Consider the following 15,690-nt stretch of genomic DNA (forward strand, 5'->3'; position numbering starts at 1 on the left):
TACCAGTTGAAAGGGACGACATGAGTAAACTAATAAAAATATGTTTGACTGTAGTGGTATGGGGCGGACTCAGTGTGGCGCAAGCGTCATCGCTAATTCCAGTTGAACACTTCAGTAAAGACTTTGCTTACCGTAATGTAAAAATATCACCAGATGGCAAATATTTGGCTTTTATCTCCAAAGTAGAGGGTAAGAATAATCTCTATGTATTGGATATAAAAAAGAGCAAAATTATCAGCGGTGTCAATTTTAGTGAAAATGCGCAAGTGGGCCGCTATGAATGGTCTGGTGATGATCGCTTGGTGATGGAAAAGCAGTATATCAGCGGCTGGAAGTCTCACCCTAAATATTACGGTGAGTTATTTGCCATGAATGCGGATGGTAGTAGAAAGCGTTATCTCGTAGGCTACAAAGGAGAAATGCAAACAGGATCTGCGGTGCGTAAAGCCACGCCTTTGTACGGCACTTCCTTCATTCTCGACCCTTTGGAACATGATGAAGAGCATATTCTGATTGTGACGCATCCATGGAATAACGTTAGAGAACCAAAAACCATTGTTTATGAAGTGAATGTCGATACTGGTTATCGGAAGCGAGTTGCGGGCTCGCCACATAAAAATGGTTGGTTTTTAACAGACCGGCAGGGCAATGTACGGGTTGTATCTTCTACCGAAAACTACGTGGACTTTGACTTCTTTGTGCGTCCTCCAGAGGGAGGAGAGTGGCAACCTTTGAAACTTGAGAACAGCGCGTTACGTAGCATTAGACCCGTGGCGTTTAGTGCGTCAGGCAAGGAAGTATTTCTTGCGGCTAGCGACAATGGCCAACCCGAAGGTCTGTATAAACTTGATTTAGCGACGGGTAAAACCAACTTAGTATTTCAAGATGATGTGGTATCACCAACCAACATTTGGGTTGACCTCAATAGTAAAGAAGTTTACGCCGTTGAATTAGAGTCTGGGTATCCGAGCTATGCGTTTATAGATGGAGATTCAAAAAGCAGCATTAAGCTCAAGTCGTTATTGGCCTCTTTGCCGAGCTCACAAGTGCAAATAGTCAGTTCTAGCAGAGACGGCAAACATAGTGTGGTATATGCGTGGAGTGATACCAACCCAGGACAATACTATTTGTACAGTGAGAAAGAGAAAAACCTAAAGTTTTTATTTTCAGAGCGTGGGTGGATCAAACCCGAAGAGATGTCAGCAACCAAACCTATTTCATTTAAGGCGCGAGACGGTCTGACAATTCATGGCTATTTAACCTTGCCAACGGGTAAGGCTGCGAAAAATTTACCGCTCGTGGTGATGCCTCACGGTGGTCCACATGGTCCGCGTGATTTTTGGGGCTTTAACGTGGATACACAGCTACTGGCCAGCCGAGGCATAGCCGTATTGACGGTAAACTTTAGAGGCTCGGGCGGCTATGGCAAATCGTTTGAACGAGCCGGACATCAAAAATGGGGTCGCGAAATTCAGTTTGATATCATCGATGGCACTAAGTACGTGATTGAGCAAGGCTACATCAATCCTGACAATATGTGCATTATGGGTGCCAGCTTTGGTGGTTATTCTGCACTACAAAGCTCTATTTTAGAACCTGACCTATTTAAGTGTGCTATTGGCGTTGTTGGGGTTTATGATTTACCACTGATGTTTGAAGAAGGTGATATTTCTGAGCATGAAACAGGCCGCACTTATCTGACAGAAGTACTTGGTAGCGATCCAAAGGTGCATAAAGATTTTTCACCTAGCTACAATGTCGATAAGCTAAAAGCAAATGTACTCATTGTTCATGGTGGCGAGGATCAGCGTGCGCCAATTGAGCAGGCGGAGTCTTTGGTTGCAGCATTAAAAAAAGCTGAGCGCCCTTTTGAATACATGTTGTTGGAAAGCGAAGGACATGGCTTCTACAAAGCGAAGCATCGTCAAGAGTATTACAATACCGTTTTAGCTTTCTTAAATAAGAACTTAAAACTCTAACGATGAAAAAGGCGACCATGAGTCGCCTTTTTCAATGGGTTTAGTCTAACGTGGGAAAACGTTTGGCAATGTCAGACTCTGTGCTTTGCGCTACCCAACCCGCCTCATTGTTGAAAAAACGTATGGCAGTAAACTCAGGGTCACTACCCATATCAAACCAGTGTGCGGTGTTGGCAGGCACAGAGATCAAATCGCCTTGTTGACACAGTACTTGATAGACCTTTTCATCAATATGTAGGCAAAACAGGCCTTGTCCTTTTACGAAAAATCGCACTTCGTCTTCGCTGTGAGTATGCTCAAACAAAAATTTTTCTCGCAGTTGTGCGGCATTGGGATTACCTTTAGCCAGCGAGATAACGTCTACAGTTTGATAACCGCCATCAGCTTGTACACGCGCTATATCCTGATGATAAGCCTGCTTGATATCTGCTTCGCTCATATCATCGAGAATAGTTTGTGAAGCTTGCCATTGTTCAAAACAGACCCCCACGGATTGTAATTGTTGTTGGATGAGTGTGACATCCGATGTACTTAATTGCGCTTCATTGGGTTGTTGGTCTAGAAAAATAGTTAGATGGCTCATAGGTTATGCGCCTCAAAGTCGTTAAAGTTATGAATAGCTGGATGAGCCGCGCTTTGTGGTTGAGCGTCACGCCAAAGTTGTAATGTTTTCATACCCGCCGCTTTAGCCGCATCCAGTTCCGCCACAACATCACTTAAGAATAAGACCTGCTCAGGTGGGTAAGGAAGTTGGGCTAATATGGCTTGATAAGATTGTGGTTCTTGCTTGGCACCGACTTGAGTGTCGAAATAGTCGCTAAACAAATGGCGAATATCGCCAAAGTCTGAATGAGCAAATAGCAATTGCTGTGCCTTTACAGATCCGGAGGAATAGACATACAAATCAGCACCATCGGCTTTTTGCGCACACAGGAATTCGTAAGCGTCAGGATAGATATGTCCTGTGAAGTCACCTTCTTCATAACCCGACTGCCAAATATAGCCTTGCAATTGCTTCAGTGGAGTCACTTTTTTATCCGCTTTGATCCACCCTAACAATGCGGCGATAACCTCTTCAATGCTAGCATCTGGGTTATTCAGCTCTTTGCGAACAGCTTGGATTTGTGTACTGACATCTTCGCGTTGATGATGAGTTTTTACAAAGTGTTCGAGGTGCTTAGCCGCATATGGAAACAGGACATCCTTCACGAATGAAATGCGTGTGATGGTGCCCTCAATATCTGTCACTATGGCCTTTATCATTTTGTTGACTCCAACTTGATTCTTTCTAGTTCACAGGCAAATAAAAACTCCAGCCCTTCAATATGGCGACGTGTTTCGTTGACGCTATTACCCAGCGCATATAAGCCATGCCCTCTGATTAATACCGCGTGTTGAATTGGAGCGTGTTGATGGTGCTCGGCAACTCGTGCTGCGAGTCTATCAATATCCTGATCATTATCGAACACTGCGATTTCTAGTGGTGTTTGATGGCTATGTATGCCCGACAAGGACTTTTGCATTTCATAGCCGTTGATGGTTAGCACATGACTCGTCTCAAATCGTGATAATACAGTCGCTGCGACGGAATGTGTGTGTAACACGCACCTTGTTTGTGGCACCAGTTGATATAACTTCAAATGTAATGCGGTTTCGGCTGAAGGTTTGCCCTGACCAGCAGTGACCTTACCCTCGGTATCCAGTTCCAAGAAATGTTCAAAGGCTAAATGACCTTTATCATAGCCGCTAGCAGTGACCACAAACCCAGTGTGCGTTTTGATCGAAAAGTTACCGCCTGTTGCTGGCACCCACCCGCGCTGACTAACCCATTTACCCGTTTCAATTAGTGCTGATTTAGCAGCATCATTGTTCATCCTGTGTTACCTTGTTCTGGCAAAGAAAATAAAAATATTTAGACGGCTATACATCTATTTGTGTAATAATAACATCGCTTTTAGTTTTGCACCATCATCAAAGAGAGAAGGACATTGGAAAGTAAATTACCACACCTAGGCACCAGTATTTTTAGTCAAATGACCGCACTGGCTAATCAGTATCAGGCGATTAATTTATCGCAAGGTTTTCCTGAGTTTGATGCGCCTGACTTCCTTAAAAAACAGTTAGCACATTACGCCGATTCTGGCCTGAACCAATACTCTCCTTCATCAGGCATCACAGGTTTACAAACGCAAATTGCCTGTTTAATCCAGCGACGTTATGGGCAGACGGTCCACCCAGATAGTATGGTCACAGTGACCAGCGGCGCGACCGAAGCATTGTTCGTGGCAATACAGGCCATAACGCATCAGGGAGATGAAATCATTATTTTTGACCCTGCCTACGATAGTTATGCACCTGCGATTGAATTGGCTGGTGGTAAAGCGGTCCATATTGCTCTGCGCTCTCCAGATTACAGCATTGATTGGCAACAAGTTGCCAGCAAGGTGACCCATAAAACTCGCGCAATCATCATCAATACACCACACAACCCTAGTGCGAAGATCTTGACTGATAAAGATAGAGCAGCACTAAAATCAATACTTATTGAGCACGATCTGCTGCTTATTAGTGATGAAGTGTATGAACACATTACGTTTGACGGTCAGCCTCATTTAAGCGCTCTAGCAGACGAAGAGCTTTTTGAACGCAGTTTTGTCATTTCCAGCTTCGGTAAGACGTTCCATTGTACAGGCTGGAAAATGGGTTACTGTGTTGCGCCAAGCAAGCTAAGCGAAGAGTTTCGTAAGGTTCATCAGTATGTGACGTTTTCTAGTTTTACGCCTGCACAGTTTGCGCTCACTGATATGCTCAGTGAACATGGTCATCATGTTGACGAACTAGCGATGTTTTATCAGCAAAAACGCGATGTATTGGTTGATGCGCTTAAGGGGAGTCGTTTCAAAATTTTAGCCAGTGAGGGGACTTACTTCCTACTGTTGGATTATTCAGCGATTTCACCGCTTGATGATGTGGCATTTTGTGAGTATTTGGCTAAAGAAGTGGGGGTTGCCGCCATTCCATTGAGTGTTTTTTATGAGTCGCCACCGGGTGATAAAATTATCCGTTTATGCTTTGCCAAGCACACTGAAACGTTATTAAAAGCCGCGGAGAAGTTATGTCAGTTATAGCAAGTAGTTTAAAAGTTGCATTGGTTCAAAGTGATATACATTGGTGCCAAGTTGCACAAAACTTGGTTAATTTAGATAGTATGCTGACACTGGGTGAAGCCGTTGATTTACTCGTCTTGCCCGAAACGTTCGCCACTGGTTTTGCTATAAACTTGGATGTGGCAGAGCCTGAAGAAGGGCCCATATTTGCATGGATGAAGTGCACAGCTGCGCGCTTGAAAACCGTGGTTGCCGGCTCTGTATTGGTGCAACAAGCAGGCAAGAAAGCAAATCGTTTTTACTGGGTGTGGCCCGATGGACGTTATGAGTTTTATGATAAGCGCCACCTTTTTTGCTTAGGGAACGAGGGCGCGCATGTTGTTGCTGGTGAGCAAAGAAAAGTTTTTACCATCAAGGGATTTAGGATCTTGCCTCAGGTGTGTTACGACTTACGTTTCCCGGTATTTCAACGCAGCCTGAATGATTATGATGTGATGATAAACGTGGCTAATTGGCCGGCAGTTAGACGCTATGCTTGGGACCATTTATTAATCGCTCGCGCGATAGAAAATCAATGTTATGTTTTGGCATGTAATCGTATTGGTGATGATGGTAATGGCGTCGCGCATTCTGGTGGTACGGCGGCATATGATTATCTTGGCCAGCCAATCTCGGGTGTTAATGATGAGCAACAGGGTGTGTGTGTGGTCACGTTGTTGCATGATGAATTAGTTCAGTTTAGAACGGGTTTTCCTGCACACTTGGATGCAGACGCGTTCACACTGAGCATTTAGCCACGCCCCTCACTTTTAGTGATAGTTAAAAGTGAGGGCTCCGATTAAGATGCGTTGTACTGGTGCACCAGCAATGTCGCTTGGGGGGTGTCTTTGGCCAAATTGAAGTAGTCTAAAAGGCGACGCATTTCATGGGATTGTTCGGCCATTTGCTTAGCTGCGGCCATGGTTTCTTCGGTAATGGCTGAATTCTCTTGAATTAAATCAGTGAGCCGTTGTACCACTTGATCAACTTCTTTGATGGCATGTTGTTGACTGTTGGTGGAATTGTTGATTTTAATTATGATCTCACTGACTTCTAAGACTGCTGAGACGATTTGTTCCAGCTTCAATCCTGAGCTATTGGCCATTTCAATCCCTTGACCAACTTTCTCGTTGCTATTGGCGATGATTTCCTTGATTTGTTTGGCGGAGGAAGCACTGCGGCCAGCCAATTCTCTGACTTCATTGGCAACAACCGCGAAGCCTTTACCGTTTTCGCCTGCCCGAGCTGCTTCAACCGCAGCATTGAGCGCCAATAAGTTGGTTTGAAACGCTAAACCATCAATCACAGAGACAATCTCGTTTATACTTTTGCTGGCTTTATCCACTTCGTGAATGGCAACCACCGTTTCATTCGACAGCTCTCCACCCTCTTTGGCCGTTTCTTCCGCATTACGGGCTAGTTTAACAGCAGAGCCGGATTGGTTTGAGACTTGGGTTAATGCATCCAGCATTTGGCTGGTGCTGGCGCTAGCTTCTTCTAGATTAGCTGCCTGCTCCTCAGTGCGCGCACTGATCTCCGTATTGCTATCGGCAATTTCAGCTGCGCTCTGTGATACGTTATGAGCGGTGCATTGAATACTCTCAATAACCTCTGTTAACTTGGCAATCGTGGCATTAACATCACTTTTCAAGGTATTGAACACACCCTCATAGTTACCGTCAATGGTGTGTGTTAAATCACCTTTCGCTAATGCGCTTAGCACCTGTGTCACTTCATTTATGGCGTCATTAATGACCGCGATTGAACCATTCACATCATCTTTGAGTTGTAGTAGTTGGCCTTGTAAATCTGAGGTAATTTGGAGACTGAAATTACCCTCACACATCGCCGCCATCACGCTGCCAAGTTCAGCAATGACTTGACTAAGATTGTTGACTGAGCGGTTGATGTCTGTTTTGAGGGAATGCAGCTGGCCTTTCATCGCAGATTCGATGGTTCGGTCAAAGCGCCCATAACTGATGGCTGTCATGACAGATGAAATCTCGCTGACGGCCACATCAAGGGATTCAATCGACAGGTTGATGTCGTTTTTAAGCTTTCCGAGTTGGCCATTTGCTTGGCAGGTAACCACATGCTTAAAGTCTCCCTGACTGACAGAAGCCATGACACTGCAAATATCTTCAATCACTTCGGCCAAATTGGTGACACTGAAATTAATGTCATCTTTTAGTGTTTCTAATTGTCCTTGTAGCGGTAGGCTAATGCGCTTACTCAAGTCACCGTTACGAATGGCGTTCATTACTTTACTCACATCATCCACAGCACCAGATAAACTCTGCACGGAATTATTCACACAGTTTTTCAACTGTTCTAATTTGCCCCCTGCCTCAATGTTGATTTGTTCTTTGAAGTTTCCTTGTTCAACGTTTTTCATAACATGAACAATGGCATTCATGGTGTTATCTAAAGAATAAAGAGAGTGGTTCACATTGTCTTTGAGCTTAGCCAGATCGCCAGACATGGTGGCATGTATTTGGCCATCGAATTGTCCTTCGGACATCGACTTAATGATGTTATTAATCTCTCCAATGGCGCTGTCTAATGTACTTGCACAATGGTTAGTCGCTTGTTTTAGTACATCCAGTTCACCTTTACACTCAACTTTTATACGGTCGGAAAAGCAGCCATCAGCCATTTTGTTCATAACACGGTTAGTGGCGGTTAACGATACCTGCAATGCATCTAACATCGAATTGAACGCTTGGGCTGACTCTCCAATCTCATCGCTGGTAGACACGGGCGCGCGCAATGAAAAATCCCCTTCGTGTTCAACCCGGCGCATGGTTGAAACCAAAGCATGAACAGGTTTTGTGAGTGTTTTAGCAAACCACAGTGCTGCAATGATGATGATGGTGATACAGACAAGTAGCATGATAGCCAAGACTTGTGTAAGTTGGTTAACGGCTGCAAATGCTTCGGTTTCGTCTATTTCTGATAGTAGGGCCCATTGCACGCCCATAATGTTGACGGGCGTGTATGCCGATAGCACGCTATGACCATTGTAGTCGGTGACCAGCTTTTGCCCCGCTTGTCCCGCGATAGCTAAGCGAAAAGATTCGGTGTTGATACTGCCCTTTGCTGGGTTTTTAAATGAGTTAACCACTGAGTGATGGAGTGGGTCTAAATAGGAATCCGATCGCATCAGCCCTTCGGGTCCAACCAAATAGGTTTCACCACTTTCTCCAAGCCCTTCTCTTTCAGTCATAATGCTATTTAAGGCCGTCACAGAGAGCTGAAATACCAAGGTTGCACCAGCAGTTCCCTTAATTTCAATGGGAGCGGCGATAAAACTAGCTGGGGCGTTGTATGAGGGAAGATAGGGTTCATAATCAACAAAGGCATAGGTTTGGTCCGCTTCGAGCGTTCTGGCGGCATTAAACACTTTAGCTAAATTGCTATCGGCGTAGGGGCCTTCAATTAAAGATGTGGCAAAATCGAGCTCTTTGAACACTGAATATACGACGAGGCCTGTATGGTTGTCGATTATAAATAAATCGTATAGCTCAGATATATCAGAGACTTCGGTGAAGTATTGATGAAACTCACCATGAGCGAGATCGTAACTATCCAAATGCCCTGTACTGATCAGCCGTGATTTTTCGCCCAAAGGGTAAGTATTGTTTGCTATGTAGCGGGTTTGTAGTTCAATCCCTTCGGGGGTGAGCGTCTCTAGCAACCCTGTAGGTGGCTGTGTATTGGGATTTTCTGCAACAAACTTATTCGCAAACTGTGTTTGATAAAAGTTATCTAAGCTCTGTGGGATATGAGTAGGCGTATCCAAATTGGCGATGGCATAGGTAAACGATTCGGCTGCTCTGGCGGTATGTGGGCTGATAGCCAATATTTGCAGTTTATCGCGTACCCCATCAAAGTGCCTAAGTACGGCGTTCTTTTTAACTTCACTCACTGCACCAAGTTGTGCATATGACTGCGCTTGCAGTGCAGAGGAGGCGTGATACAGCGCAATAGCAATAATGCCAGCGGTGGGGATCAAAGCAACCAGCAAAAAAGCAATAGTGAGTTTTTTCGTTAAGTTAAGCGTGGTGATATGCTTGATAAAGTTGCGCATAACATATTCCTTGTTACCAATTTGTAGAAGTGCTAACCAAACAACAGACTGATAGAAAGTGTAGAACAATTCTCGTTTGCGTCGAGAAAATAGTGTCTAAATAATCGGCAAATATGGTGGGGGGAAGGTTTTTTGCTAGCAAAAAAGTATGATACAGTATTGTGAGGTGTGCGATACCGCAACACCTCACTGTCGAGTGTTCTAGCCTAAAGTGCTCTTTCTTATAAAACTTAAATAAGCTTCCAAACTCTGTTGCCATAAATTCATGGCCTGAGTGAGTTCACCATCGCTAGATTTTCCGTCGAGTAAGCGCCGCTCAACTTTTTTCAGTGCCAATCCATAGCGATTAAAACCTAATTGCAAGGCGGTGCCTGCTTGGCGATGAAGCAGTTTGATACATTGATCTGTGTTAACCTCTTCCAATTGTTGAATGTGAATAAGTTTATTGCGGGCGGATAAGACAAACTCATTATAAACCGAGGAGATCTCATCTTCGCTAAAGCCACTTTTAAGTGAGTTAACGGCGGTATCATCATACAGTGTGTCGGTTAGCTCTATGCTGATGTTTGGCTTTTGCGCGCTTTGTGAGTCGCTTAGAGCTTGTCGAAGTTTTTCTTGTTTAATCGGTTTACCAACAATATCTTTGATACCGAGAGTTAAATACTCTTTGATCTCATCTGGACTGAGGCTGGCGGTAAACGCTAAAAAGGGCGTCCGCTTGTTTTTGTGTTCAATATTTTTCAGCTTACGCATCACTTCTTGACCTGTCAGATCTGGCAGGTTCATATCCAGTAATACGACGTCAAATTGGTATTGTTGTAGCAGCGTAATAGCACTTTGACCATCGGTGGCGAGTTTTACTTTATGCTCATCGGCTGCCATAAATTCAATGGCAATTTTTTGGTTTAAATCTAAATCTTCAACCAGTAACACATTTAGGCCAATGAGACAGTCAGGGTTGTGGTGGCGCTGCTCCACAAGGCTCAACTCTCCCAGTGTCAGGGTCACATCAAAACTAAATACGCTGCCTTGGCCTATCGCGCTGTTAATGTTTAGCTGTGAACCTAAGCGCTCAAGTAGACGGCTAGTAATTGCCAAGCCAAGTCCTGTGCCGCCTTTTATTTTTCCAGCACTACTTTGTACATAAGGTTCAGTCAATTTGTCGATATCTTCTTTATCGATCCCGGGACCTGAATCGATAACGCTAAAGCGAACGGTGTGGTTCATATTGGTTTCTTTGACCAGCTCTACGCGGATTTTGACGCTGCCTTTGTCGGTAAACTTGATGGCATTGCCAACGAGATTGATCACGATTTGTCTCAGCTTTTGCTGGTCGCAATAGTAACAGGCTTGATCTGGCAAATCATACACTAACTCAAACGACAGCTTTTTCTGTTCAGCAAGCGGACTGAGCAGCAGACATAAATTGTTCAACCAACTTTTTAGCTCGACATCTTCTTCATACAAGGCTTCGTCACTTTGGTCTAAACTGGCATAGTCCAACACCTTGTCTATGAGTAAGTTAAGTGATTCCGCAGAATTAATGATAGCTTCACAGTAAGCCTTATTACGGTGATTGGTTGTTCGGTTTAACACCAGCTGGGCACTGCCTAAAATACCATTAAGCGGGGTGCGGATTTCATGGCTGATTGTAGACAGGAATAGCCCTCTGATCTCTAAATCTTTTTGTGCTTTTTCTGTGAGTCGATTGAGATTCAACTCTCGTTTTTCGTTACAGAGTAGCGCCATGCCTGTGGCGTAAAATATGGGCGCTAACACACCGTTAATGAATAACGTCGTCACAAACCAGTTGTCGTCGAGTAAACTAAATTGGGTGACATCTCCCATTAAAAACGTACGCGCAGTAAACGCACTCATAACCAACAATAAAATGATGGTGTAGACAATCGTGCCATTAGGATACAAAGGACGGGCAAAGCGTAAAAATAGATAAAGTAAAAAGATAGTTTCAGCAATGTGTTGTAGATCTGATACTAAAATTCGGTAACGCAAATTGTCATCAAATGCACTGAAGTAAACCAATCCAACAAAGAGTATGGCGGTGGTGCACAGAAACAGCTTCAGTTCTATACCTTTGTAATTTAGAAATTGTGATATTGAGAAGCAATGAATGATTGAGGCGGTGAACAGTAATGCATTTGCAAAACCAATACTCTGCCATAAGTGTAACTGGCTATGCACCGAGAATCCGATCACGGCTGCAAACAACACCAAAGGATAAAATATGTAGAGCAAGGTGCCCGGCGTATCTTTGTTCGTTCGCCAAGTGAGAAAGTTAAGTAATACCATCATCGCCATCATCGCAGCGCTGGTGATGTACAGAGTTTTAGGATCAAACATATTGTTATTATTTATTATGCTGGGCACTTAATGGGTTAGCATAGAGACTTGTGGTGAGGGAGTAAAGAAGCAAAACAGTCGCCAAAGCGACTGTTTCCTTAACGCAATTAATAAATAGAGCGCCTAGCGAATTTCGTCTGGGATATTTTGTTGGGCCCAAGATAGTAATTCGATACGGTTACGACACTTGGTTTTTCTAAATGCGCTGTATAAGTGTGTTTTAACTGTATGCGGGCTGATATTGAGGTCTTCCGCGATTTCTTTATTCTTAGCACCTTTACTCATTAAGGAGATTATTGCCTTTTCTCGTTTAGTGAGTTTTACCGGCTCGATGTCACCTTCTGTAAGCTTATGCAACGCATCTTTATTAAACTGCAACATACGATTAAGTGCGTTGCACATGATTTCACGTCGATACCATAGCTGGTTTTCCATCAATAGACGGATCCCCTTCATCAGTACATCCGCATTGTCAGTCGTATAAAAAACACCTCGAATACCACTTAATAGTGCTCTATTGGCCAACTCTGGGTTTTCATCAAGGTTAAAAAGAACGATGTCGCAATTGACTTGTAATCGAGAGAGCTGCTCTTTGAGCGTATTCCACGCATCTTTGGGTGATGTTTCGATAAATAGGATTCTTGTCCCTTCAGGTACATCTTCGATGTTGGTACTGGTAATAACTTCTAACCCTTGCGTTTTAAGCAATGGCTGAAGAACGTTGATACCTATGGTATTAATTGGATTTTTATCTAATAACAAAAAGGCAGAACTGCTCATTGATACTAACACTCTCATTCAAACTGATGACTTAATGCTAACATGAGGTTCCGCCCTTTTGTATTAGTATTTTCATCAACGCATAGAAGTATTTGGTATATGTTACTGCTTGATAACATCATGAGCAGTAACATATTATCCAATTAAAACGTTAAGCTTTTGATATAAGTTAAGTTTTGTTTTTCAGCATAATAACTTAACTGTTTACATTGCTTAACAAAGAATAGTTTAGAATAGTTCTTTTTTCTTATTTTGATATGGTGGCCAGCCCATGGCCTGTCCGGCGAGCATATGTAAGTGAATATGGTACACTGTTTGTCCGCCATGTTCATTGCAGTTCATCACCACGCGGTAGCCATCTTCGGCAAAACCGTGTTGCTTAGCGAGCTTTGCGGCAACAACATATAAGTTGCCAACAAGGTGAGCATTGTCTTCATTTACGTCATTAATGGTTGCAATGCGTTGTTTGGGGATCACCAAAACATGGAAGGGCGCTTGCGGGTTGATATCCTTGAATGCAAGCGTGTGCTCGTCTTCATAAATAATCTCTGCTGGAATTTCTTTGTTGATAATTTTGTCGAAAATTGTGCTATCTGTCATGTTAGATCCTACTAAATACATGCACTGTTTCAATCATGGAACGGCATGGTGGGTATACTAAGGTTGAATGGTTACACTAATGACAAAGTTTACACTGCCTGTCAAACTGCAAATGTAGATCGCCACAAAAAGAAAGGATATAGAATGAATGTTAAGATATTTGGTTTATTCATAGCGTTACTTGCGTTACACAGCTTTGCTTATGCCAACAGTGCGACGGTAAATTTTTCGACCGAACTGTACCCTTTACAAGTGAATGAACAAGAAGTCGAACATTCATTGTTTAGTAAAGTCACTGAGTTAGAGCTTGCTCCTGGTCGTCATATATTAAAACTAAAATACAATGACTTATATGAATTAAACTATGACGAACATGAGATCATTGAATCAGAGCCGTTTTGGGTAATTGTTGAACTGATGAATGAAGGCGATTATCAGGTGGTATTTCAGCGGCCAGAGACGGTCGATTTGGCGAAGCAATTTGCAAAACATCCCAGTGCTGCACTGCAATTGCCAAATGGCGAGACGCTCGCACTTAAAACCTTGAAGTATCGCCCAAGTGCACTGCCAGAGCGGCAAGTTGCCAAAGGGAAGGGAACAGTCAAGTCGGTAACTGCTGCTGCGCCACTTAGCAGTGCGCCACTTAGCAGTACGCCACCTAGCAGTACGCCACCTAGCAATAAATCCGCTAAAGGTGTTTCACATCCCGATGCCTACTCCATGCTAGAGTTTTGGTGGCAGCAAGCCAATGAGGCGCAAAGGGCGGCATTTTTAGAAAGAATAAAGGGCCAATAATGGCCCTTTATTTTGAAATTAATTGACTGCGTATTACTCAAAAATAGCGTCAATCGTGCCTTGTGCTAATGGGTGGTAACCCGGACGAGCATTTTGGTAAACCTGGTAGGCCCAGTCGCGTTTGCCGTGTTTTACCAGCGCTTTGTACAAAGGTACGATCAACTTACGACGGCCAATACCCGTTAAATGTTTATCTAGAGCTGGATAGATGGCTTCATACCCATTACCTACGGCTAGCATATACCAAGCAAATGCGCGTTCCGCATTGGTTGATTGGGTTAGGTTAAATGCCTTGTCTAATTCGCTCATTCTGGTGAGTGCAAGATCACGAGGAAGGTTGTTGATAAAGTGCAACCACTCGTGAACGCTCCAACTGTCGGTTGGTAAGCTATTTAAGTCTTGCTTGCCAGTTAGCCACGCCTGTGTGTGCGCATCGACTTTGTCAAAGGCATCGGACGTGGGGTTAGGCGCGTCACTTGGTAAGCCAGGTTCAAAGATCCACTCTTTGGCTTTTTCCAAGCTGACCACACCTGGGTACTTCTCAAGTAAGTTTTTCTTTAAGTACTCAACGAATTCCGCAGTAGTAACCGATTTAAAGGCGTATGTTTTAAAGTACTCTTTGACGAATACATCAAACTTTTCACGACCAAACTGCTCTTCTAAATAAATCAAAAACAGCTGACCTTTGGTGTAAGGGACAGAGCTAAAGGCATCGTCAGGATCGCGGCCATTTAGCTTCAGATTTAAACGTGTATCTGGCGCAGCAATTGTTTTTAGTAGTGCGCGTAAACCTGCCGCATCAAGGGCTTGTTCCATCACCGCACGTTCTCGACCAAATACCTCTTCCATAATGCGATTTTCAACGTATGAGGTAAAACCTTCATTCAGCCATAAATCTTCCCACGTGGCGTTGGTCACTAAGTTACCAGACCAAGAGTGAGCCAATTCATGGGCGATAAGATTAACTAAACTTTTATCCCCTGCGACGACGGTGGGCGTGATAAAAGACAAACGAGGATTTTCCATCCCACCAATGGGAAGCTTGGAGGAAGCATTAGTAAATCGTAGCGACCCCATGCATATTCACCATACATGGCATTGGTTTTGTTGATCATGGTTTGCGTGTCATTAAACTCTGCAACCGATGCATCCAATATTTGTGGCTCTGCAAAAATGGCTGTTTGGTGTGACATCTCTTTATATTCAAGATTACCCGCACCAATAGCGATTAAATACGGTGGAATGGCCTGCGGCATGTCAAACCAGTAATCACCATCTTTGATAAGCGCGCCCGAGTTGTCAGCACTCATGACTGCTCGTACATCCTCTGGGGTGTTGATACGCGCCGAGTATGTTACGCGCATAGCTGGCGTATCTTGCACTGGGATCCAGCTACGAGCGTGAATAGCCTGAGACTGACTGTACATGAACGGATGAGTTTTACTGGCAGTCTGTACTGGTGTTAGCCACTGTAATCCCGAAGCTTGTGGCAAGCTGTTGTAATAAATACGGGCTTTTTTCGCCTGCTCTTTGAAGCGTATAGACAACTTAGCGCCTTTAACATCATCACGTTTGGCAAGTGTAAAATTGGCTTGATGCCATTGGCCATCACGGCCTTGGTACATGACCTTATCAATCTCTAAATCACGGGTATCGAGCACCAAAGTGCGAGCATTGCTATTCTTCCACTCCAAGGTGTGCTCAACAAAGCCTTCAAGCTGCTTATCGGCAAAGTCTACGTCCAAATCCAAATGTAGGTGAGTTGAAATAACATCATTTAGATTAGCGTAAGTGTGTTGGTCTACAGCTTGGTTTGCTATGACAGAATGTGAGAGTCCCGCCAGCGCAAGGCTGGTCGCGAAGGCTGTTAATTTCATAAAATCCTTGCTTATTATGGAGTGTTAGTGGCCATGTTATAACATGCTTAGGGATAAGATCA

10 protein-coding genes and 3 pseudogenes are annotated in these 15,690 nt (G+C 43.8%); 4 read left to right on the forward strand and 9 right to left on the reverse strand.

The genetic code is table 11. From position 1 onward, the window contains the following. Positions 1-20: 20 nt before the first annotated feature. Positions 21-1,979, forward strand: a complete 1,959-nt coding sequence (locus C2M32_RS00635; RefSeq protein WP_105166630.1) for a S9 family peptidase — start codon at positions 21-23, stop codon at positions 1,977-1,979. Positions 1,980-2,019: 40 nt separating this feature from the next. Here C2M32_RS00635 and C2M32_RS00640 read toward each other — a convergent pair whose 3' ends face one another. From C2M32_RS00640 to C2M32_RS00650, 3 genes are read right to left on the reverse strand one after another with little or no spacing between them, the layout of a single operon-like run. After that, positions 2,020-2,562 (reverse strand): 1,2-dihydroxy-3-keto-5-methylthiopentene dioxygenase, encoded by a 543-nt coding sequence (locus C2M32_RS00640; RefSeq protein ID WP_105166631.1) that lies wholly within the window; start codon positions 2,560-2,562, stop codon positions 2,020-2,022. After that, positions 2,559-3,242 carry an acireductone synthase gene (gene mtnC / locus C2M32_RS00645; RefSeq protein WP_105166632.1) on the reverse strand — a complete coding sequence of 228 codons (684 nt, stop codon included), beginning with the start codon at positions 3,240-3,242 and terminating at the stop codon, positions 2,559-2,561. Before mtnC ends, C2M32_RS00640 begins: the two co-directional genes overlap by 4 nt. After that, complete coding sequence (locus C2M32_RS00650) at positions 3,239-3,853, reverse strand: methylthioribulose 1-phosphate dehydratase (protein WP_105166633.1); 615 nt, start codon at positions 3,851-3,853, stop codon at positions 3,239-3,241. The genes mtnC and C2M32_RS00650 overlap by 4 nt, the downstream gene beginning before the upstream one ends. Positions 3,854-4,012: 159 nt before the next feature. Between C2M32_RS00650 and C2M32_RS00655 the strand changes: the two genes are divergently transcribed. Both C2M32_RS00655 and C2M32_RS00660 read left to right on the forward strand, forming a co-directional pair. After that, positions 4,013-5,107, forward strand: coding sequence for a methionine aminotransferase (locus tag C2M32_RS00655; protein WP_234401196.1), 1,095 nt, complete (start codon positions 4,013-4,015; stop codon positions 5,105-5,107). Next, positions 5,095-5,880, forward strand: a complete 786-nt coding sequence (locus C2M32_RS00660) for an amidohydrolase (RefSeq protein ID WP_105166635.1) — start codon at positions 5,095-5,097, stop codon at positions 5,878-5,880. The genes C2M32_RS00655 and C2M32_RS00660 overlap by 13 nt, the downstream gene beginning before the upstream one ends. A 44-nt stretch (positions 5,881-5,924) precedes the next feature. On the opposite strand, the gene C2M32_RS00665 is transcribed toward C2M32_RS00660, so the two are convergent. The 5 genes and pseudogenes from C2M32_RS00665 to C2M32_RS00680 form a co-directional block, all read right to left on the reverse strand. Then, complete coding sequence (locus tag C2M32_RS00665; RefSeq protein ID WP_105166636.1) at positions 5,925-9,215, reverse strand: methyl-accepting chemotaxis protein; 3,291 nt, start codon at positions 9,213-9,215, stop codon at positions 5,925-5,927. Between the two features lie 201 nt (positions 9,216-9,416). After that, positions 9,417-11,576 carry an ATP-binding protein gene (locus C2M32_RS00670; protein ID WP_105166637.1) on the reverse strand — a complete coding sequence of 720 codons (2,160 nt, stop codon included), beginning with the start codon at positions 11,574-11,576 and terminating at the stop codon, positions 9,417-9,419. A 107-nt stretch (positions 11,577-11,683) separates the two neighbouring features. Next, positions 11,684-11,782: pseudogene (locus C2M32_RS21135) on the reverse strand (hypothetical protein); the annotation flags it as partial. Continuing rightward, a pseudogene (locus tag C2M32_RS00675) lies at positions 11,742-12,374 on the reverse strand (response regulator transcription factor); the annotation flags it as partial. The pseudogenes C2M32_RS00675 and C2M32_RS21135, both read right to left, overlap by 41 nt. Before the next feature lie 210 nt (positions 12,375-12,584). Beyond that, positions 12,585-12,956, reverse strand: coding sequence for a histidine triad nucleotide-binding protein (locus C2M32_RS00680; RefSeq protein ID WP_105166638.1), 372 nt, complete (start codon positions 12,954-12,956; stop codon positions 12,585-12,587). A gap of 144 nt (positions 12,957-13,100) precedes the next feature. Here C2M32_RS00680 and C2M32_RS00685 point away from each other — a divergent pair, with 144 nt between their 5' ends. Continuing rightward, positions 13,101-13,751: a DUF2057 domain-containing protein gene (locus C2M32_RS00685; RefSeq protein WP_158678069.1), complete on the forward strand. Its 651-nt coding sequence runs from the start codon at positions 13,101-13,103 to the stop codon at positions 13,749-13,751. Between the two features lie 33 nt (positions 13,752-13,784). Here the strand turns inward: C2M32_RS00685 and C2M32_RS00690 are convergent. Then, positions 13,785-15,628: pseudogene (locus tag C2M32_RS00690) on the reverse strand (M1 family metallopeptidase). Positions 15,629-15,690: the final 62 nt, after the last annotated feature.

The sequence above is a fragment of the Pseudoalteromonas sp. T1lg23B genome, from assembly GCF_002964665.1.
Taxonomy (GTDB): Bacteria; Pseudomonadota; Gammaproteobacteria; order Enterobacterales; family Alteromonadaceae; genus Pseudoalteromonas.